At 39.8% G+C, this 18,877-nt stretch carries 14 protein-coding genes; 7 read left to right on the forward strand and 7 right to left on the reverse strand.

Annotation, left to right across the window (positions count from 1 at the left end):
* Nucleotides 1-5: 5 nt before the first annotated feature.
* The 3 genes from PAUR_RS07490 to PAUR_RS07500 are packed head-to-tail and all read right to left on the reverse strand — an operon-like array spanning nt 6 to nt 2,402.
* Nucleotides 6-410: a DUF1801 domain-containing protein gene (locus PAUR_RS07490; protein ID WP_192507159.1), complete on the reverse strand. Its 405-nt coding sequence runs from the start codon at nt 408-410 to the stop codon at nt 6-8.
* A gap of 37 nt (nt 411-447) precedes the next feature.
* Nucleotides 448-1,731: a sensor histidine kinase gene (locus PAUR_RS07495; protein WP_192507160.1), complete on the reverse strand. Its 1,284-nt coding sequence runs from the start codon at nt 1,729-1,731 to the stop codon at nt 448-450.
* Nucleotides 1,731-2,402 carry a response regulator transcription factor gene (locus PAUR_RS07500; RefSeq protein WP_192507161.1) on the reverse strand — a complete coding sequence of 224 codons (672 nt, stop codon included), beginning with the start codon at nt 2,400-2,402 and terminating at the stop codon, nt 1,731-1,733. The genes PAUR_RS07495 and PAUR_RS07500 overlap by 1 nt, the downstream gene beginning before the upstream one ends.
* A 475-nt stretch (nt 2,403-2,877) precedes the next feature.
* On the opposite strand from PAUR_RS07500, the gene PAUR_RS07505 reads away from it, so the two are divergent.
* The 3 genes from PAUR_RS07505 (at nt 2,878) to PAUR_RS07515 (ending at nt 8,083) form a co-directional block, all read left to right on the forward strand.
* Nucleotides 2,878-4,002, forward strand: coding sequence for an efflux RND transporter periplasmic adaptor subunit (locus PAUR_RS07505; protein WP_192507162.1), 1,125 nt, complete (start codon nt 2,878-2,880; stop codon nt 4,000-4,002).
* Entirely contained in the window at nt 3,999-7,124 is a 3,126-nt protein-coding gene (locus tag PAUR_RS07510; protein WP_192507163.1) for an efflux RND transporter permease subunit, read from the forward strand. The genes PAUR_RS07505 and PAUR_RS07510 overlap by 4 nt, the downstream gene beginning before the upstream one ends.
* Nucleotides 7,125-7,204: 80 nt before the next feature.
* On the forward strand, nt 7,205-8,083 hold the full coding sequence (locus tag PAUR_RS07515; RefSeq protein ID WP_192507164.1) for an ABC transporter six-transmembrane domain-containing protein: 879 nt from the start codon (nt 7,205-7,207) through the stop codon (nt 8,081-8,083).
* 129 nt (nt 8,084-8,212) lie between these two features.
* Here PAUR_RS07515 and PAUR_RS07520 read toward each other — a convergent pair whose 3' ends face one another.
* Nucleotides 8,213-9,826: an ABC-F family ATPase gene (locus tag PAUR_RS07520; RefSeq protein ID WP_192507165.1), complete on the reverse strand. Its 1,614-nt coding sequence runs from the start codon at nt 9,824-9,826 to the stop codon at nt 8,213-8,215.
* A gap of 327 nt (nt 9,827-10,153) precedes the next feature.
* Here PAUR_RS07520 and PAUR_RS07525 point away from each other — a divergent pair, with 327 nt between their 5' ends.
* Both PAUR_RS07525 and PAUR_RS07530 read left to right on the forward strand, forming a co-directional pair.
* Nucleotides 10,154-11,143, forward strand: a complete 990-nt coding sequence (locus PAUR_RS07525; protein ID WP_192507166.1) for a hypothetical protein — start codon at nt 10,154-10,156, stop codon at nt 11,141-11,143.
* 176 nt (nt 11,144-11,319) lie between these two features.
* Complete coding sequence (locus PAUR_RS07530) at nt 11,320-11,718, forward strand: hypothetical protein (protein WP_192507167.1); 399 nt, start codon at nt 11,320-11,322, stop codon at nt 11,716-11,718.
* A 191-nt stretch (nt 11,719-11,909) separates the two neighbouring features.
* Here PAUR_RS07530 and PAUR_RS07535 read toward each other — a convergent pair whose 3' ends face one another.
* The gene (locus PAUR_RS07535; RefSeq protein ID WP_192507168.1) at nt 11,910-12,341 is read right to left on the reverse strand and encodes a MarR family winged helix-turn-helix transcriptional regulator; all 432 of its coding nucleotides are present in this window, start codon (nt 12,339-12,341) and stop codon (nt 11,910-11,912) included.
* Between the two features lie 130 nt (nt 12,342-12,471).
* On the opposite strand from PAUR_RS07535, the gene PAUR_RS07540 reads away from it, so the two are divergent.
* Nucleotides 12,472-12,900 carry an organic hydroperoxide resistance protein gene (locus PAUR_RS07540; RefSeq protein ID WP_192507169.1) on the forward strand — a complete coding sequence of 143 codons (429 nt, stop codon included), beginning with the start codon at nt 12,472-12,474 and terminating at the stop codon, nt 12,898-12,900.
* A gap of 205 nt (nt 12,901-13,105) precedes the next feature.
* On the opposite strand, the gene PAUR_RS07545 is transcribed toward PAUR_RS07540, so the two are convergent.
* Nucleotides 13,106-14,461 (reverse strand): zinc metalloprotease, encoded by a 1,356-nt coding sequence (locus tag PAUR_RS07545; protein ID WP_192507170.1) that lies wholly within the window; start codon nt 14,459-14,461, stop codon nt 13,106-13,108.
* 502 nt (nt 14,462-14,963) lie between these two features.
* Here PAUR_RS07545 and PAUR_RS23780 point away from each other — a divergent pair.
* Nucleotides 14,964-17,126 carry a winged helix-turn-helix domain-containing protein gene (locus PAUR_RS23780; RefSeq protein ID WP_192507171.1) on the forward strand — a complete coding sequence of 721 codons (2,163 nt, stop codon included), beginning with the start codon at nt 14,964-14,966 and terminating at the stop codon, nt 17,124-17,126.
* Between the two features lie 145 nt (nt 17,127-17,271).
* Here PAUR_RS23780 and PAUR_RS07555 read toward each other — a convergent pair whose 3' ends face one another.
* A complete protein-coding gene (locus PAUR_RS07555; RefSeq protein WP_225738310.1) occupies nt 17,272-18,831 on the reverse strand; it encodes a basic secretory protein-like protein in 1,560 nt (519 codons plus the stop codon).
* Nucleotides 18,832-18,877 lie beyond the last annotated feature (46 nt).

Here is an 18,877-nt window from a genome sequence, read left to right on the forward strand (position 1 = left end):
AATTATTATGTGCCGAGCAAGGGAAGATGCTTTATCTTGTGGTAGGTTAACGCCAGTTTTATACAGTGTGTAATAGCCTGTTCAGGAATGGCTTGTGAACGATTTAACACAATTGCTCGATTGCCTTGGTACTGTAGTTCATTAGGGTATAGTTGCCGAAATGTATCGACGAGCTTGGTATTACAATTAAAGAACAGAAAATAGCTATCTGGATATGTGTTTTTCCAATCAAGGCGAATAGCGGTTCCTGATTTAACCTTAAAGCTAGGTTCGCCCCATTTTAGCGTTTCCTCCAGAACACCTGCACTGAGCTCAGTGGCCGTGTTGACAATTAAACGACGTAGATAAGTGAGCTTCAAACAAATATCGTCAGGATAAGCGTTGAATTTATCTGCAATCACTTTCTTCATATATGACTCCTAACGGGATAAATAATTAGTGGTATTGTTATTGGCGAGTTTGCCAATTTATTATGACGGTAGCGATGTTGTTTTTAATGGCAAAATTAAAATGCCAATTTATTTTTAAGGCTATTTTTTCTACTAACTGTAACCCCAGTCCGAAACACTGTGTATCTGATTCTTCGTTAGTATTTACCAGATTGCTAATGATGATATGATCTTCATACAGGTTAATAGAAACGGTGCCAGCAAAACTATGTTGAAAAGCATTTCGAATTACATTGGAAAGTATAATACGCAACAGTTCGTCTTCTATATCGACGGTGTGATCAGTTTGGGATAATTCAGTAGTGACGGGTTTACCTTTGAGTAAATAGCTTTGAAATTGAATGATTTCTTTACAGCATTGACGAATTGAAATTTGCTTTTTTGGTATTTTTTTATTGGACTCACGTGCCAGCCAAAGCAAGGTATCAGACAAATTGATCATATTATTGCTGGCTCTGAGCGCTCTCGTTAATGATGGGTGGTTTGCGTCGGAAACTTTTATTCTCAAATTGATGGTATCTAACGATGCTTGTATCGTGGCTAAGGGAGTTCTTAGCTCATGACTGGCATGTTTTAGAAACAAACGTTCACGTTCGTTAAGCGCATTCATTTGTTTGATGTTAGTCATTAACTGGTCTGCAATTTGATTTAGTTCACTAATTGAAAAGTCTAAGTAGATGTCTTCTTTGGGGTTATCTTGAATTTTTTTAGACCAAGCTACAAGGGCTGTTAATGGCTCCAACGCGCGCCTTAAAATCCAAGATATAACAAAATACAGGGCAGAGAATAATACAGCAATTAAAACTAAGGCATGAATGAAAGCGTTGGTAAATAGCGGGGTTAGAAACTGGTCAGCATTTTTCGCGTCTTCAACGCCTGTAAAGTAGATGCCCCCGTAGTCTTTGACTTTACTATATAAGATATAAACATAGTCTCTTTGGCCTAATTCAGAAGTACGTTCGATTGTCACAGGAGACATAAGCTTAAGTTTATTTTTATCAAATAGTTGCCTTATATCAATGGGGATTTGTTGCCAGGAACGGTAAGCACTAAACTCTTTACGCTGCGGCAATTTAATATTTTTATTCACATTAATCTGATTTATCACGCTGTTTGCTTCTAAACGCAAGTAGCTATCTGTTGTTGCGTCTACGACATAAATAACGAATATAATGACAAAAGCAAGACATGTTATAAACAGTACTATGGCAATAGATATGAGTTGTCGTTTAGTGCGTTCAGCGATACTCTGGGCTGCTTGTTTTGTAATATGCTCTGTCATCAAGTAGTTGCTTCTCTAAGTGATAACCCAACACCCACATGTGTGTGAATAAGCGTGGCAGGAAATGGTTTATCAACTACTTTCCTCAGCTGATGAAGGTGTACGTTGAGCGTACCAGTTTCAACATCTTCATGTGGCCAAATATGCTCCTCCAACTGTGTTTTTGTAACCACTTGAGGGCTATTTCTAGCGAGAAACTCCAAGATTTTCCAGCCAGTAGGTGTGAGCTTGAGTTCAGTATCAGCTCTCATTGCTCTGTGTTCTTTGGGGAAAATGGACAAATCACCGACGATAAAACTGGCTAATATTGGATTATTACGGCGGTGAAGCGCTTGAAGCCGCGCCCATAGTAATGACATATGACAAGGTTTAGTCACATAATCATCTAACCCGGCTGCAAACCCCATTAGTTGTTCTTCGTCTGTATCGCACGCTGTAAGCATGAGTATAGGGGTCAAACACCCTTGTTCTCTTAGAGTTTTACATACATCAAAACCATGTATTTTTGGCAGCATGAGATCAAGAATAATGCAGTCAAATGGGTTGTTAATACTAAGCTCTACACCCATTTTTCCATCATATGCAAAGTCACATTCAGCGCCATGCATTTCCAGGTAATCGGATATAGCGAGCGACAGGTCTTTATCATCTTCGACGATTAATACTTTCAATTTAATACTCTCTATTGCGTTATTTATACATCATAGCTGATAGCACATTAATCATTTGGTCAAAATTGCATAGCATGATGAGTAATATATTTTTAAGTAGCGCAGACTTGCGCTGTAGACCAGCATTGTGACAGTGTCGTTATTAACATGGCATTAAGGTAAATGAAGTACTTTAATGACGCGTAATATACCATTGTAATGGTCATTTTTTACAGGGCTTTAATATGTAATAACCTGCTCTAAAACGTTGTTTTAATGCGCTAATTGGTGCACGTATACAGCAAAACATCTCTTTATCAACGTAATAATGATACCTCCTTAAGCACCGCCTTAATGTTTTCTTAATACTTGTTTTGTAAAAATTACAGTATGCAGCGGTTTATTCATCATCGCTTTAGAAACCGTGCAAATTGGTGGTATTCAACTTGTCTGTTGATCCGTTGAATTTTGCGTAGAAGTCGTTTTGGGGAATGTTATGTCTCGTAAGTTTTGGTTCATTGGTTCAATTATTTTTATGGTGATTGTGTTAACAGCACTTGAGTATATGGAAGACACGATTGATATTGTTGAAAAAGATAATATTAACACTGTGCGTGAGGTGAGTGTTATTAATAAGCGTGTTGGTACCCATGAAGGTGTTATTAGAGTATTTGCCGAAATAAAACCTCGCTGGGCAGTCACCCTCAAAGCACATGTTGATGGTGAGGTTATTGAGGTAAAGGATAGTGCACTGGCCGGTGAATATAACGCGAAGGGAGATGTCCTCATAAGAATTGAAGATAGTGATTACAAGGCTCATTTAGCGTCAGCGAAACAAGCACTAGCAGCAGCAAATCTTACCTTATTTACAGAACAAGATCGGGCTAAAAGAGCCTTAAAAGATAGAAAAAAGTCAGGTATTCAGTCTGAATCGTCAGCGATACCGCTGCAGCTAGATATTGCTAAGAAAGCGGTATCGGCCGCTAAAGCCAATATAAAAGCGGCTGAAATGAAAAAAATTTACACCACAGTTGTCGCACCATTTTCAGGTATTGTAACGCACCGTTTTGTTAGTATTGGACAAACAGTGAATGTGGGTGAACCACTGCTTAGTATACTTGATCAAACAAATCTTGATATCACGGTTTCGTTAAACAATATTCAATGGCAAAACCTTGCAACTCAGTGGGAAAAGCGAACTGCTCAAATTAAAAGTAAACAAGGCGATAGGGTAGCGCACGCCAAGATTAAGCGAGGTGGGGGGTTTCTAGACCCGAAGACTCGTCAGCATAAACTGTTTTTAGAAATCGATAATGATGAGCGAAATAATGTACTGTCAGGCGATTTTGTCAATGTAGAAATACCTGGTAGAGCAGTAGATAACTCATTATTGATCCCGGCCAGTGCATACACGCGTGAAAGTACAGTTTGGTACATAGATGAAGATAACCGGTTACGCTACTTCCCAAGTAATATACTCTTCTATCAGGGAGATAATTTAATTATTACAGCGCCAATTAGTCGCGTCGCTGGCGATTTTAATATTGTAATAAACCCTCTCGCGTCATTTATCGCAGGTAAAAAAGTGAATCCTTCGTTTGAAGGAGCTACATTAAGATGAGTATGCTAACAAGTTGGTTCATTCGAAACCCTGTCGCAGCAAATTTGATTATGCTACTTATTCTTGTCATGGGTTATATGACAGTCAATGGCATGCGCATAGAAGGCTTCCCTAAACTTCCAGCCGATACCATTATTATTGACACAACTTATTACGGTGCGTACACCGAGCAGGTTGATGAACAAATAACTCAAAAGGTTGAAGATGCACTTGAAGGCCTCAATGGAATAAAAACGATTAAGTCTTTTTCTTACAATAACGGCTCACAAGTGAGAGTCGAAAAAAATGCAGGTCATGACTTACAAAGGTTGCTTGATGATATTAGGTTGCGCATTGACGGCGTGGCGACGTTACCAAGTGATGCAGAGCGGCCAAAGATCTCCCTTAATGATTTTGATTTCCCTGCGCTGTACGTGATGTTGGATGGGGAAATAGATCAAAAAACATTGCAACAATTAGCCAAGACACTAAAAGAAAATTTACTTGAACAACCCGAAATTTCTAAACTCAGACTGTTAGGGGAAAAACAGCCAGAAATGCGCATTGGTACTAACCCAGATGAGTTAGAAAGGTATGGGTTAACGATTAGCGATGTGGCAGCAGCCATTAAGAAATCATCGCTTCTTTCCACCGCGGGTATGTTAAAAACCAAGGGCGCAAATATTTCACTTCGCGCTGACAGTCAAGCCTATTACAAAGCGGATTTTGAAAACATCCCAGTGATAGAAAATGGAGACGGTACGCGGATACTTTTACGAGACATTGCGATGGTCGAAGATCAGTATCAAGATGATGATGTTATTGTCCGCTTTGACGGTAAACCGGCAATTGGTATGGAGGTGTTAATTGGTCGCAAGGAAAATGTATTACACATTGCTGATGTGGCAAAACGTGTTATTGCAGATTTTGAGTCTCAGCTTCCACCTGAAATGAGTGTTTCAATGTTTGGTGATTCTAGCAGCTATATTTCTGACAGATTAAGTCTATTAAGAACCAGTGCTATTCAAGGTTTGCTGTTGGTTGTATTTTTATTAGCGCTCTTTTTACACACTAAGTTAGCCTTGTGGGTAGGTATGGGGATTCCTATTTGTATTGCTGGGGCACTTGCCGTAATGGGGACGAGTTGGATTGATTATTCGCTGAATGACATCACAACATTTGGACTAATTATCGCGCTGGGTATTCTTGTCGATGATGCTGTTGTAGTAGGGGAAAGTGTGTTCACTGAAAGAAGGCGGCACAAAGATCCCATTGTAGGTACTGAACAAGGTGTTAAGAAAGTCGCTACAGCAACCGTTTTTGGTGTATTAACAACAATCGCTGCTTTTTTACCTATGATGTTAATTCAAGAGGGGTTTGGTACAGTACTCTCTGCATTTTCTGGTGTGGTGATTTTAGCGCTGTTATTTTCACTTTTTGAGAGTAAATTTATCCTGCCGGCGCATCTAGCTTATGTCGATATTGATAAGAAACCGTCTACTTTTGTCGTGGCTCGCTTATGGAGTCAGTGTCAGCATTTTGCGCAAACAACCTTATCTCGATTTAGGGACAGCATTTATGCACCAGCGCTTAATTGGGCAATTCGTCAACGTTATGCGATGTTAATTACATTCGTCTCTGTTGCGCTTCTCGGTATGGGGCTCATTGAAAATGGTAAAATAAAATCGATTTTTTTCCCTGATGTACCTGGGCAAATTATTCGAGTTACTATGGAGATGGACCCAAGGGCACCTTATTCAATGACCATAGGGAACATGGAAAAAATTGAGAAAATAGGAAATGAGATCAATGACTTTTATATTCAAAAAGGGGTAACAGAAGCAGCACCAATTAACCATATGCTAAAAGTAGTTGCGGGTGCATTTCAAGGGGAAATATATGCTGAGCTGTTGCCATCAGAGTCTCGTAAAAACCTCAATACTTCTGACATCGTTAACCTATGGCGTGAACGGGTTGGAGAGCTAGAAGGAACAATTAACTTGAAATTCTCAGCGTCTGACGAAGGGACAAGCGGTGGTTTGGAATTGTACTTATTTGGTAAAAATGAAGCCATTCTCAAAGAGGCTAGCAATGAATTAATGCAGGAGCTTAACGCAATTCAAGGGGTTTACAATCTAAGAGATAGTATTAAAGGAGGTCAGCCTGAAGTACGTTTGCTTCTGAAGCCAGAAGCGACGCATTTGGGGTTTTCTGCACAAGATTTGGCTTTTGAAATTGGCGGGCGATTTACGGGGATTGAAGCCCAGAGAATGCAACGAAGCGGCGAAGAAGTTAAAGTTTATGTCAGTAACAATAAAGAAAGCAGTCGCACATTAGAAGATTTGATGCAGACCAGAGTAAGGAGCCAAAATGGGGAGTGGTATTCATTGCTCTCTATAGCTGAAATATCTTCGAGCTATGCCAGCGACTACATTGAAAGACGAAATGGTAAGCGTGTTAATAATGTGCAAGCTCAAGTAGATGAGGGAATTGTTTCCAATACGGAAGTTGGTCAGCAAATCACAGAGGTGATTGTGCCAAAGCTCAAGGGTATGTTTCCAACAATCAATGTGGTTGTTGGCGGTGAGTTGCAAGAAGCACAGGCACTGAGTGGCAGCTTGAGTCGCGCATTAATTGTCATTTCTGTACTGATCTACGTGTTGCTCGCGATCCCTTTAAAATCTTACTTTCAGCCTTTTATTATTATGGCCGTTGTGCCGTTTGGTTTTATTGGTGCCGCAGCGGGCCATCTTATTATGGATGTACCGCTTAGCTTATTGTCATTTTTTGGCATGTTGGCACTCACTGGCATTATCGTGAATGACTCTTTGGTCATGATGACGCGTTTTAATCATGAACGCGCCAATGGCTTAGACATATCTGCAGCGCTTATCAGTTCAGGTGTCGGCCGTTTCCAAGCGATTTTTTTGACCACAGTGACCACGGTTGCTGGGTTGATACCACTGATGTCGGAAACGTCAGAGCAAGCACAATATTTGATACCTGCTGCTATATCATTAGCCTATGGTGAAATATTTGGCACCGCGATCACTTTGATCTTAATTCCTGTGCTCATTGCAATTGCCGAAGACGCAAAGGCTGTAATTAAAAAACCAGTTAGAGTGAATGATGCATCGGCATAATTGTAAAAGCGCCTTGAAAACACACGATGATGGCCGGCATATGATGTATCTACTTTATGCTAAGGTAAGGGGTTAATGTTATGACATCCGTAGCCCCAATCTCTTTATATCGGATCATTACAGCAAACAAAACCAAGGTGACTATCAATGCTATTTTGACCATTGTAGAGATTACGTTGACTGCTTTGGTGCCCATGTTTATAGGGTTTGCTATTGACGGCTTATTGGCAAAAGAGACAACAGAGATGTTTGTTTTAGTAGCAATTTTGATTAGTTTAATCGTGATGAGTGTTATTAGACGGTTTTATGATACTCGCGCGTATGGGGAAATAAGAGTCAAAGTACAAGCAGAGTTTGTTAAAAATAACGCCTCACTCAGTACCTCAGTGCTGAATGCGCGATTAGACATGGTACGCGAGTTCGTTGACTTCTTAGAGGAAAGCGTACCAGAGATATTAAATGCGGTGATTCAATTTATCGTTTCTCTGGTTGTGTTGTATTTTCTTAATCCTATGTTGGCCATAGCTGCTTTGTGTAGTGGCGTTATGATGTTGCTTATTTATACTTTGTTTCATGGCAATTTCTATATACTTAATGGTGCGTATAATAAGCAATCAGAGCGGCAAGTTACTATTTTAAATACTGGCTCGGTATATAAACTTGTTCGTCATTTCAATTATTTAAAAGAACTAGAAATTAAGCTTTCAGACCGAGAAGCGATACTGTATGGCAGTGTGTTTATGGTCTTGTTAAGTATGGTTGTGTTTAACTTATGGTACGCAACATTGCATGGCGCGATGAGTGCAGGTGTCATATTTTCTATTGTGAGTTATTCGTTTGAGTTTGTTGAAGCCGCAATTGTTTTGCCAATGACGCTGCAAAGCTGGTCGAGGTTGACAGAAATTACAAATAGAATTAACTCAACAGACATAGTACATATAAAAGATATAACGGATTAGTTTATTTTTCGAAGGTATTTTAATATTGCTTGAAAACGGGAGGTTTAATAGTTCGAACTATGATGCTGTAAAGAGTGTATAGCAAAGGTTGATAACTTATTTGTATCAACCTTTGCGTGTGTCACGGTATTATCTTACGCCTAACAACGCTTCTTGTTCGGCTTGGCTGGCAAGGTATTCGTCGAATGTACCGTGGAAGTTTTCAACTTTCTTATCTTTTATATCGATAATTCGAGTTGCCAATGACGATACGAATTGACGGTCATGACTAACAAAAATCAATGTACCTTGGTATTCTTTTAAGGCGTTATTTAACGCTTCAATGGCTTCCATATCCATGTGGTTAGTGGGCTCATCCATAATTAAAACGTTCACGTCTTGCATCATGAGTTTACCAAACAACAATCGGTTCTTCTCGCCACCAGAGCAGTTTTTGGCTTTTTTGTTAGAGTCATCAGCGGTAAAGAGCAACCGACCTAACATGCCGCGTACCATTAAATCGTTATGCTTGGCTGTACGCCATTGCGACATCCAATCAAAAAGTGATAAATCATTATCAAAGTCTTTAGAGCTATCTTGTGGGCAGTAACCAATTGATGCGTTTTCAGACCACTTCACGACACCTTCATTGGCTTGAAGCTCGTTCATTAAGCAACGTATGAAGGTGGTTTTACCTACTCCGTTTTCACCGATAATGGCAAGCTTTGCGTTTGACTCTAAAATGAGCTCTCCTTTTTCAAACAGCACTTCGTCTTCAAACCCATGGCCAAAGTTTTCTAGAATAAGCGCTTGGCGATGCATTTTTTTACCTTCATCGAAGCGTAAGCTCGGTGCAATACGGCTTGAACTTTTTACTTCGTCTAAGCTAATTTTGTCCATTCGCTTCGCGCGAGAGCTTGCTTGCTTAGCTTTGGAGGCGTTTGCACCAAAACGGTTGACAAAGTCTTGTAACTCATCAATTTCTGATTGTTTTTTGGCATTGCCAGCTAAAAGCTGCTCCCTGATAAGTGAAGATGCTTCAACAAACTTTTCATAGTTACCAGGATAGATACGTAGCTCACCGTAGTCTATGTCGGCCATATGCGTACAGACGGCATTTAAAAAGTGCCTATCGTGCGAGATAATGATCATGGTGCACTTACGCTGATTTAATTCGTTTTCTAACCAACCAATAGTATGAATATCAAGGTTGTTAGTTGGTTCATCCAGTAACAATATATCTGGATTGGCAAATAATGCTTGTGCCAATAACACGCGCAGTTTCCAGCCTGGCGCAACTTGAGACATCAAACCAAAATGGAACTCTTCTTCAATACCCGCTTTAAGCAAAATATCACCTGCACGGCTTTCTGCGCTATAACCATCCATTTCCGCAAATAAGCTTTCAAGTTCAGCAACTTTCATTCCATCTTCTTCACTCATTTCTGGTAATGAGTATATGCGATCACGCTCTTGTTTTATTTTCCACAGTTCTGTGTCACCCATAATGACAGCATCAACAACCGAGTATGCTTCGAAAGCAAACTGGTCTTGACTTAAGTTACCAACTTTAAGGCCCGGTGTGATAGACACATTGCCAGAAGTAGGGGTGAGCGCACCACTTAAAATTTTCATGAAGGTTGATTTTCCGCAGCCGTTAGCGCCAATTAGGCCATAACGATTTCCGTTACCAAATTTAGCAGAAATATTTTCGAACAAAGGTTCTGCACCAAACTGCATGGTGATATTCGCGGTTGAGATCAAGATGAATTCCTAAGCAAGGTGAGCCCACAGTCAAACGATCTGTTGTGTCGTTTGCAATAAGCGTCAGGGTTGGTCTATCTAAACAAGGTCGCGAATTATACAGATATGAGAGACAGGCTGTCGAGTAAAGCTTTACTTAAACTGTAAATAACCACATTTTGTGATCAATTGAGGCGTAATTATAGTGAATAGGGGTGAATTTATTTAGCTTGGATGTCTATACGCAGTATGTTGTGGTTGTACAAATAGTGAACTTATGACAAATGTAACTTCAAAAAACGGTCATTTTTACTATATTAGCCGCTTACATAAATGAAAGGATTTAGTATGAAATTTACCGCTGTATGGCTACTCGCATTGAGCATTAACGTGTTTGCTTTAGAATCTAATGAAAGTAACTATAAAAACAATGATTTAGCAATAAACAACTCACCTCAAGCGATCACTGGAGATTTTGATTGGTATCGCGCCAATTCAGCTTCTTGTCGAACAATTCGGTCGATGATATTTCACAGACATCCGGGCACCGAACATTTAACCCCCGTTGCAGTACCGGTCATTTACACAGGAGGAAATTGTTGGGCTGCCGGTCGCACAACGTCAACCGATGCGCCTAAAGTGATGTATGACGAAGTGAGCGACATTATCCGCAGGCAATTTGCAACGGTTGAACATAATTTTAAAGAAGTCTCCACCGATATTGTAAACAATATTGCAGCGCAATCTGACATGAGTATTCGAAGTCATAGTGCGTATATTGAAGATTCGATGACATTGAAAATTAATGGTCAAGTTGATGCCCAAGGAAATGTCCCTGTATCGATAGAAGGCTTTGATGTTATTGCAAAAAGTAAACTGCGAAAAACGCAATTGGGACTACGTATATATCTTCATGTAGAGATAAAGTATGCAGATGTGAGAATTACCGGTAAGTATAATGTTCATACGCAACAAATGGTACTAAACCCGCAATTATCTAATTTCAGACCGGATGTGAAAACAGAGGTAGATTTACCTTGGATCATTGATTTGATCAATGATCTAACGCCTGAAATTTTCAACCAGCTATACACTGAGTTTAGTCGTATGGTCATTGATGTATTCGAATTTGTTGGGGTTGATATGAGCATAGAGGTAAAAGAAGTTATAAAGCACAATGTTAAATTTATCTCTCAAAGTATTGTACCAATACGTGAATTGGATAATCGTCGCGCAGGAGACAGCATTCGCCTAGAAATGGAGTTTAAACGCGGGTATTTGAAAGTGAAGGATTCAAACACCAGTTATATGATGTTTGCGTTACCTATGTTGCCTTAGGTTTGGTAAATTACAGGGCTATTAATAGCACTTAGTTAGTAGCCCTATGCATTCGAGTGCGATAGTATCCTTTTTTAGTTTTTTGATTGAGATAAACCCTCCTTTAGTACAATTGATAGTTACTTATAAAATAGTAGATAATGCTAAGCAAATTAATGTAATACAGCGTTTTCAGTATGGAAATTCAGCAACAAACCCGTTTTAATATTCTTGTTTCCCAATGCGTGTTTGCTTATGCCTTGCTCGTTGTGGGCTTAGCGATATTAATGCCAATATTATTGGCAATGAACGTAGGGGAGTTCATTGAGAATTTGATTGGGGGTGGGATTGGCTTTTTTCTAGTAAAGCATATCCGAGAGGGTGATCAGAAGATGCTCGCATTAGCGATACTTTATTTTGCTGTGCAGTTGGTTAACATCAACTATGGTGATTTGAGCCTAGGTTTGAGTTTTGGCGTGATGATATCTGTTGCATTCAATGTAGATGAAGTGAGTGTGGGGATTAACGTGCTTAGCGTAATACTAACGGGAATGACGGCTGTTGCGTGGCTAAAAAATAAACCTAAAAAGTATTAAAAAGGTTGCTTTTTTATTGGCGACGTTCACGACAGAGCAAGTTATCGCGTGAATTGAACGCTTATTACTTGCCTATTCAGCGCAGTTTTTATAAATAATATTTTGGTAGTGGCTTAGCTAATAGTAGCGCACTACCAAATGCATTTTGCATGAAAATTTACTTCTCTCGAATGCAGTTAAGCAGTGCCCTGTTAGTCTAAATTTACAAGCACTTTATCTAATAGTGCAATAAGATCATTGACTTCTTCTTCGTTTACATTTGAAAAATTACACTTTATTTGCTCTGGAATATGTTGAGCTTGCACTTTAAGGTCAAGACCACCGGCAAGCAGCTTTACATGCTTTTTTCGTTTATCATATTCATTTGACACAATGCGAATGAGAGACTTAGTCGTCATCTTTTTTAAAATCAGCGTTAAAGCGCCACCATCAATGGCGGTTAATTCTCTTAATTGTGCAATGGTTACATTGTCTTGTTCCCATAATGCCATCATAACCACATACTGCGGGTAGGTTAGATCTAACGCGTCTAAATGAGGACGATAGCGCCTTGTGACACTATTCGACGCCATATATAAACGATGGCATAACTGATTTTTTAACTTTAATTGCTCGTAGCTCATAGTACTCTCCTTGGTTATTATTTTACTTTGCACACAAAATATTTGCAATCAGGAAATTTATTGGTATATTAGTTTGCATGCAAGCTAAATTGCTACGTAAAAAACATAGTTTAATAACCGGAGAATGAATATGAATACATTACAAACTGTTGCTTATACAGCAAATGCTACTGCTACGGGTGGACGTGAAGGAAGTGCGCACTCTGATGATGGTCGTTTAGAGGTAAAACTGTCTACTCCAAAAGGGTTAGGTGGTGATGATGGTGCAGGCACAAACCCTGAGCAGTTATTTGCAGCAGGCTATGCAGCCTGTTTTATTGGTGCCCTTAAGTTTGTGGCTGGGCAAAGTAAAGTAAGTTTACCCGCTGACACGAGTATTGACGCACAAGTTAGTATTGGCCCTATTGAAGGTGGCTTTGGTATCGCAGCTAAGCTTGCAGTATCTATTCCGAATATGGATAAAAGTGATGCTGAGGCTTTGGTAGAGCAAGCCCACCAAGTGTGCCCTTATTCAAACGCAACACGTGGTAATATTGTTGTAGAGTTGTCTGTGATATAAGCTCAACCTAGGGAGTGCATTGCTCCCTTATTTATGACAATGTTGATGAACCTGAACAGTATAAGATATATAAAAATTTACAATAGACTGACTGTATTGAATATAGAAACATCAATACTATTTACAGTTATATTGGATAGCAATGTATTTGTTTTTACACCTCATGTAACATATTGAGCCCTCGCAAAACAAGGGCTAAATGGGATCACTGTTGGTCAATATTATTGTCATAGAGTGGTTTTAGTGGGCCTGATGTTACCCAGTTGCGCATTACTTGCGCTTGGCTCAATGAAAACATCCTTTTGTCCTCATCAGCTATAGTGTTGTGACGCATATAGTTGAAGAGTAGATCTTGGTTAATGCAGCTTGGACTTTGTTTTATCACGCCGTCGCACGGTAGTGTATGGTGACTCCCTTTGGGGCCATCGGCTATGTGGCCAACTAAGCCTAGAAAATGTCCAAGTTGATGGGGCAGTGTTTTATTTAGCTTAGGATCATAAGTACGACTTGAATAGTCTGCAACAGCACGATAATCAAGACTGATCCCAGGGGCGACTGATGTTCCAGCGGGGTACGTGATACTGTACTGAGACTGCTCAGGCGGTTTTTCTCCAACCCAAATATTGATGTATTTATGCGGGTGGTACAGCGAGCCTAGCATGCTTGCGGTGCTTATATGTCCCTGATCGGCTATACGATTTATTCCCGTAAATGTTTCGCCACTGGGTTGCTGTGTCGCTAAGTAAAACTGAATGCCCACATCTGCAATATAAGGTATATGCTCAACAGCGACCCTCGCTGTACCACTTAACATATTTAGAGTTTCGAGCAAATCTGATGATCTGAAATGTAAGTTAAGCAATTCAATTTGGGTTTCAATTTGAATATCATCGATAGTGAAATTCTCATTTTCTAGAACATGAACCACGATAGGTAATCTAATGGTGTGGGAAAATGCTTTGGGAGTGTCGAACTGAGATTTAAATTTAGCAGTAATATGACAGGGAGATTGGGCATTTTTTACAGACCATACACCAGATGTTTTTTTGACACCGCACCCTTGAATACTGTCGAGGACTTGGTCAGTATGGGGTTCGGTTACAATATTAAAGTCGCTACCTTGCTCGGCTCTCTTTGGTAATGATATAAACCTTCCATACCCTTCTACTGAGCTTGTGATCGGTAGCAAGATGCTATTTGTTTTGCTCGTGACGTAAATTGTACAAACTTTAGTACCACCAATCACTTGGATTTTTTGTGTATTTTTGTCAAACGAGGCATCACAGCCCTTGATATCGGTGACTCGATATCCAGATTGCGCATTCAGTGTAAAGTCACCTACCTCTCCTATACTCAAGCTGAGTGATTTTGGGGCAGCGGATATAGCGTCATTGTCGAATTCAATATTAATGTTGAATTTATTGGTTTGTGTATTTTCACTATTTTGCACGAGCGCGGCGATTGAACCACTGTCTTGGGTTGGCGTTGTGTCATTATCACCAGAGCAGCCTATATTGACTAAACTGAGTAAAGCAATAGATAAAACGCGAGAACTGATCATTTCGTATAAACTCCTAACATGTGGCGTTGCTTGATGGTATTACCTGATAGTAAACACCTGACTGTAAGCAATCCGCTATTGAGAAGAGGGCACACTATCATTGTATTGGCTTTGTTTACTCTGAATAGTTCTTAGTAGTTATTTTTACGCCTTTTAATATTGGTTTACGTTTTTTAATTTATTGAAGTATATATTTATAATTTTTATGAACGAGATTATTACGGTTGTGTAAATAAAGGGGTTGACTTTTTAAGTTGGTTTTTTTTACGAGAAATTAGCGAGGTTTTTGTAACCTTCACTACGGCATTTACGGTTTCCTTTAGCTTGCTATTTTATATGCTGGTCTGAGTAGTACTCAGACTGTCGTGCAGAGGTGTATAGTCAAAAAAAGTTGTGTTATAAACCTTAGCTCAAATTTAAAAGGTTTATGTTGCAGGCCAGAAGACACAGCTATAATTGGCTACAGGCTTTAGTGGCAAGAATATAGAAAATGGAATAGAGGATGCAAAGTTTGCAATTCAAGGTTGGACAATGGGTGTTAGACGAACGGACATTCTGTATTCGAAATAATGATAAACACGTTGAGTTAAGTCCAACAGCATTTAAGCTTTTACAGTTATTTATTTCACATGAAGATAAAGTGGTCTCTATTGCGACTATTAAGGAACAGGTTTGGCAAACGGAATTTACCACTGATAACTTGGTTTATCAAACCATTCGTAACCTTCGGCTGGCACTTGAAGATGGAAACGAACAAGACTACATTAAAACAGTTCCTCGATTTGGCTATCAACTTATTGCACCGGTAACCCAACATGACAGCAAACAAGTATCACGCTCGGTCGCACCGAGAACTGAGCGAGAAAAAAATCGATTTGTGTTGATAGGTGGGATTTTAGTAACGCTTTTGGCGGTGATGGTGCTGACACGTTATACATGGTTATACTTTAATCAGACCCAAAGCCAAATTGCACTCAAGGTGAACACACCGGCACACTTAGTGGTTATTAACCCGTTTTCTGGACAAAATAATGAGGTGTTTAGTCAGTTTGTAGACAATCTATCTAAAACGTTGCACATCACACAAGTTCAGCGCGCTGAACATAGTAATATGCTGGAGACTATCAACGGCCTCGGTAGCGATACAAAAATTGTGTTGGAGTATATATCTGATAAAAACGCGATGTTGGGGCTGGTTTTTATGGGGTTACCATCCCGTTTAGTTCATATTGAAATGAAACCATTAGAGAAGCTTGATCAGGCAGTTGTTTCAAATTTAGTAAGCCGTGTTACGACACCGATGTTGAAGCAGGGTAATTCAGGCATTGCAGAACTTGTTAGGGCTAATACACAGTTAAAAGCATTGGCATCTTTGTCTAACAGTGAGCAGCTAGAAATGGCGAAACAAAAACTGTTTGATGAAATTGAAGTGAATAGCTTAAACGAGCAACAAAAAAGAGCAAAGCTTGCGTTTATCGACACCTTGCTGGCATTTTATCAAATAGATCACTTTGATAATGAACGCCTGTTATCCGGCGTAAATTACCTACTTGCACGGTATCATCAAAGCAATTATTCGATCATATCCGCGGCGCTATATTTGGCTGAGCAAGGCGCAATAAATATTGCATTTCAGCTTGTTGAAAAGTTAGAGCAAGATCATTTTCTCACGTATATTCAAGGCCTATTTCATCTTGAGTTAGGGGAAGATAAACGCGCATTACACCATTTTGAAAAAGTCTTTAAACACGAGCAAAGTTTTGAAGATAATGCTTATTTTTATTTTCAAGAACTATTGTATAGCAAACAAAATACACAAATGAGGCAGTATAGTGGGTGGTTAGAAAGTAAAAGTTATTTATCAAACAATATCGATTACATCTTTTTCAATTGGTATGTCATGCATGGCAAATTTGAACTCGCTATGTCACTACTCACTCGTTTTCAAGATCAACTCACTTGCAATGATGATCTCACCGGTTCAGCAGCAATGCTGAACTCCGCCTTAGGGGATGTACGCTGGAGTGAGCGCTGGATGACACAGTTAAATGAAGTGAATGCGAGAGATTGGCGTATTCCGTGGCTGACATTTGCAAACTATGCGACAGCTGACACATTAGCGACTTATTCGAATTGGTATCAAGGGTATGCTTCTAGTGTGCTGGGAAACAACGGTTTATTTGAACCACTATTTTTAAGTGCGGTCATTGAACTCTCAATAGGACAAAAACATCACGCAGAACAAGCGCAATCCTTGATGACTAAGGCGACATCAAGCTTCAGTCAAGATGCAGTGATAAAGTTAGCCAATGCCGTGATTGAATCACAATTAGCCTTTGATAACCAAGATGAGCGCATACAATATTTGCTCAAGTATGAACCTTTGGCGCTGGCACTGCCTAATGATGAAATTGCATTATCAGATTTGATCCTTGGCAGTTACTTTATGCTTAATGACGATATAAACAAAGCAGAGCGCGCACTGGTGCAGGGTTGTAAAAAAAGCCCCGCGTTATGTGAGCGCTGGGGAACACTTCCCATTTTTTCAGCGGTTGTGAACACAACGAGCACACAACTCACGATTAAAAATGCGAAACATGTGATTAGCGCTGCACAACCGGCTTTGGAAGATTTCAATCAGCAGCTGTTTCAGGTGTGTCGGTAATGTGGTTTTTTCTTTACGGCTTTGAGTGTATTTGTACTTGATTGATTTTTATTGATTTCAAATGAGAGCGGCAGTCAATGAATGTAAGGGCGTTGCGTAAAGCGAGCGTAATACACTCGCTTTATTGCGCCGTTATTTACACTGACTAATACTCTAGTTGTCCGCCGTTATTTATGAATGTAACGTATTCATTCCATACATCTTCAACTCCGCGACCTAGTGTCTGTCTGAATGCTGCGTCAAATGACCATGTATAGTTACCCATGTCTTTCGCGGCTTTGTTAAATTTGTAGATAAATTGATTATCGAGGCGGCTTTGCACGTAATGGAAAAAGAAGCCAGTAGTGGTGTAGCCACCAAGCCATTTTTTGGGGTCATTCACATTAGGTTGGCGGGTTTTATGAAATCCAGCACCAATGCGGACACCATCCGCTAAGCCTTCAGTAAATGCCCAATAGGCTTGACCATCACCATAAGAATCATGTGTTAAAGGGGAGTTGTTATAGCCATGGGTCACCTCATGAAATAAAATGCCATCAATTTCATCAGCAATAGCCGCATCTGAGTTGCCGCCTTCACGATAGAGTTTTTCTAAATGTGTGGTACTCACTACAATGGTCATCTCACCTGATCCATCTTCCCCCATTTTATACGCAACGAATTCTTTGCCCCAATGATCTTTAGCACGCAATTCAAAGCGGAGCTTTTTAAAGCGGTTAGATTCTATCGCGTCTTTATATAAAACTTTTGCAACGTCGATGCAACGTTGTGCCATATGTGCCGCAGGGTCTTGAATGATGCGTTTAAGCAATTGCGATCCTTGCGTTTCAGGGTTTAGGTCGACAAAATCGACCACTGGCTTTTTCCATTGTCCGTTACCCGGATCGGTCGGCACATTTTCTGCAATGGTGATATTAAATTGCGTATTTGAATACCCATACACTGAAACATATAAGTCGTTGCTGGTGGCGCTGCATTGTTCATTTGCTGTAGGAGAAGTACTTTGGCAGATATGCTGACTCGTTGTCGCGACTGCACCGACATTTAAATATAAGTCAGCATCGCCAGTACCTGAGGTGGTTGCGATGACTTCATTGGCCACATTATACGGACCAAAATGCTGCCATTGTCCGGTTGTTAGCCTGTGTTGCTCATTGACCGGCAGAGGGTTTGTACCATTGTCACCACTTGCGTAGCCAAATAACTGAACCTCGGCTAATTGCAAAATAGCTGCACCATTATTATTTTGAATATTTAAGCGTATTTGGTTAAATGGCTGACTATTAAAGAAGTTATACTCTTTTGTTTGATGGCGGCTACTAAAACTCTGACCATTTTGGGTATTCAAAGATGTCCAATTAACCCCATCATTCGAGCCTTGTAATACCCAGCTTTTTGGGTCTCTACTTGGTACATCATTGGCTGACGTAATACTGTAACCTTGTATGACCATACCCTTTGAAAATGTATATTTGAGCCAACCCTGAGGGTCAAAAGTAAGCCATTTACTATATTGATCGTTATCAAAAGCATGATATGCCGACTCATATGTACCATTTTGGGCCGATGCTGTAATAGCTGCAGCATTGGGTTGTGTAATGTCTTCATTAGCAGCTGTGGTTGCGAATGAGCCTGTGCTCGTGCAAGTTAACATAGCTAAGAATAAGTATTTCTTTTTATAACCTTGGTGAAGTTTTATCATCATAATACCCTTTACTTGTTGTATCGTTCCACTTTTTATTTTTTGATAT

Source organism: Pseudoalteromonas aurantia 208, assembly GCF_014858725.1.
GTDB classification, from domain to species: Bacteria; Pseudomonadota; Gammaproteobacteria; order Enterobacterales; family Alteromonadaceae; genus Pseudoalteromonas; species Pseudoalteromonas aurantia.

Bases quoted from the DNA above. Each gene is read 5' to 3' on its own strand.
- PAUR_RS07510 (WP_192507163.1), top strand. From the start codon at position 3,999: ATGAGTATGCTAACAAGTTGGTTCATTCGAAACCCTGTCGCAGCAAAT.
- PAUR_RS07505 (WP_192507162.1), top strand. From the start codon at position 2,878: ATGTCTCGTAAGTTTTGGTTCATTGGTTCAATTATTTTTATGGTGATT.
- PAUR_RS07525 (WP_192507166.1), top strand. From the start codon at position 10,154: ATGAAATTTACCGCTGTATGGCTACTCGCATTGAGCATTAACGTGTTT.
- PAUR_RS23780 (WP_192507171.1), top strand. From the start codon at position 14,964: ATGCAAAGTTTGCAATTCAAGGTTGGACAATGGGTGTTAGACGAACGG.
- PAUR_RS07495 (WP_192507160.1), bottom strand. From the start codon at position 1,731: ATGACAGAGCATATTACAAAACAAGCAGCCCAGAGTATCGCTGAACGC.
- PAUR_RS07515 (WP_192507164.1), top strand. From the start codon at position 7,205: ATGACATCCGTAGCCCCAATCTCTTTATATCGGATCATTACAGCAAAC.
- PAUR_RS07490 (WP_192507159.1), bottom strand. From the start codon at position 410: ATGAAGAAAGTGATTGCAGATAAATTCAACGCTTATCCTGACGATATT.
- PAUR_RS07555 (WP_225738310.1), bottom strand. From the start codon at position 18,831: ATGATGATAAAACTTCACCAAGGTTATAAAAAGAAATACTTATTCTTA.
- PAUR_RS07535 (WP_192507168.1), bottom strand. From the start codon at position 12,341: ATGAGCTACGAGCAATTAAAGTTAAAAAATCAGTTATGCCATCGTTTA.
- PAUR_RS07530 (WP_192507167.1), top strand. From the start codon at position 11,320: ATGGAAATTCAGCAACAAACCCGTTTTAATATTCTTGTTTCCCAATGC.
- PAUR_RS07540 (WP_192507169.1), top strand. From the start codon at position 12,472: ATGAATACATTACAAACTGTTGCTTATACAGCAAATGCTACTGCTACG.
- PAUR_RS07545 (WP_192507170.1), bottom strand. From the start codon at position 14,461: ATGATCAGTTCTCGCGTTTTATCTATTGCTTTACTCAGTTTAGTCAAT.